2 protein-coding genes are annotated in these 1,967 nt (G+C 71.1%); both read left to right on the forward strand.

Features of this window, described 5'->3' with window-relative positions; translation table 11 throughout:
• The coding region (gene cseB / locus E2651_RS42875; RefSeq protein WP_245239557.1) for a two-component system response regulator CseB at positions 1 to 738 on the forward strand (738 nt) is incomplete at its 5' end.
• Positions 739 to 740: 2 nt separating this feature from the next.
• The coding region (locus E2651_RS42880; protein ID WP_135336674.1) for a HAMP domain-containing sensor histidine kinase at positions 741 to 1,967 on the forward strand (1,227 nt) is incomplete at its 3' end.

Here is a 1,967-nt window from a genome sequence, read left to right on the forward strand (position 1 = left end):
CACCCCCACCCTTCACCGGCACGGTCCGCCACCCGTCCCGCCGCCGAGGCCCACCTCCTCCTCGTCGAGGACGACGAGGTCATCCGCAACACCGTCCGGATGGTCCTTGAGCGCTACGGCTTCACCGTCTCCACCGCCGCCGACGGCCTGACCGGGCTTGAGATCTTCCGTGAGAGTCATCCCGACCTGCTCCTGCTGGATGTGATGCTCCCTGAGCTCGACGGCATCGGGCTGTGCCGCCGAGTCCGTGAACTCAGCCTCGCGCCCATCCTGATGATGTCCGCGCGCGGCGACTCCCTCGACGTGATCTCGGGGCTCGAAGCAGGGGCCGACGACTATGTCGTGAAGCCCATCGAGAGTCCTGTGCTGGTGGCTCGGATCCGTTCGCTGTTGCGTCGTTCCTCTTTCTGTCCCGTCACCGCCGGCCTTCCGGAGGACAGAGAAGAACCCGACGTCGTGCTCGTCTTTGGTGAACTGACCATCGATACCAAGGGCATGGAGGTGCGGCGGGGCGGGGAGACGCTGGCGCTGACCCCGACCGAGTTGCGGATGCTTCTGGAGTTCGCCGCCTCACCCGGTGTAGTGCTGGAGCGGCAGACTCTGCTCAGCCGCGTGTGGGACCACGCCTGGCACGGTGACACCCGCGTCGTCGACCTGCACGTGCAGCGGCTGCGCGCCAAGATCGGTGCCGAACGGATCGAGACGGTCCGCGGCTTCGGCTACAAGTTGCGGCGCTGACCATGGCGTTGCGCTGGCGGATCGTCGCCCTTGTGGCCGCGGCCATCTGCACCGTGGCCGCGGCCGTCGGCGTGCTCGTGCACAACGCGTCCCGTGCGCGAGAGCTGTCCCAGGCCCGCGACACGGCCGTCACCACCCTCGACAGAGCCGCCGTCACCTACGCCCGTACCGGCGTCGTTCAGGGGTCCGGCGCCGCGCTCGACGCCCGCGACCTGCCCGAGGGGTTGCGGCGTCTTGTCCACAAGGGGCGGCAGGGCACCGAGTTCACCGGCGGCCCCGGCGGACCCGCGATGTGGGCCGCCCGGCCCGCGGGCGGCCGTGTCCTTTCCGTACACATCGATATGTCGGCCAACATGCGCAACATCAGCGCCCTCGACACCAACATCGTGCTTGCAGGGCTTGTCGTCACCGCCGTTGTACTGCCGCTCGGCGTGCTCACCGCTGGGCGGATGAGCCGTCGGCTGCGGATGGCCGCGGGCACCGCGCGCCGGATCGCCGCGGGCGACCTGGACGCCCGGATCGCCGCCCGGCCGCGGCCGCGCGACGAGATCGCCGAGATCTCCGGTGCCGTGGACTCGATGGCTTCCGCGTTGCAGGAGCGGCTCCGCGTCGAGCAGCGCTTCACCGCCGACGTCGCGCACGAGCTGCGCACCCCGCTCATGGGCCTGGTCACCGCTGCGGAACTGCTGCCCGATGACGACGAGGCCGTGGGGTACGTACGGGACCGGATCCGGGTCCTGAGCACCCTCGTCGAGGACCTGTTGGAGATCTCCCGCCTCGACGCGGGCGCGGAGCAGGCCGACCCGTCGCCGTGCCCCGTCGCACCGCTGGTCGAGGCGGCGATAGCCCGTACGGAGCTGCCCGCGCGGGTGCGAGTGGACGCCGCGCCGGAGCGTGCCACTGTCTGGACCGACCCACGGCGGCTCGAACGCATCGTGGCCAACCTGGTGGTCAACGCGCACCGCCACGGCCGCGCCCCGGTCGAGGTCACCGTGGCCGCGGACGGCAGGACCGTGACCGTACGCGATCACGGTGGCGGCTACCCCGAAGAGCTGCTGAAGGACGGCCCGCAGCGCTTCCGCACCGGTGTCCGCGAACGTGGCCGCGGCCACGGTCTGGGGCTGACCATCGCCCGTGGCCAGGCCGAAGTGATCGGCGCCGCGCTGGAGTTCGGCAACGCGCCGGACGGCGGAGCCGTCGCCACCATCCGCCTCCCCACCGGATCCGAG

The organism is Streptomyces sp. MZ04 (genome assembly GCF_004684775.1).
Lineage (GTDB): Bacteria > Actinomycetota > Actinomycetes > Streptomycetales > Streptomycetaceae > Streptomyces.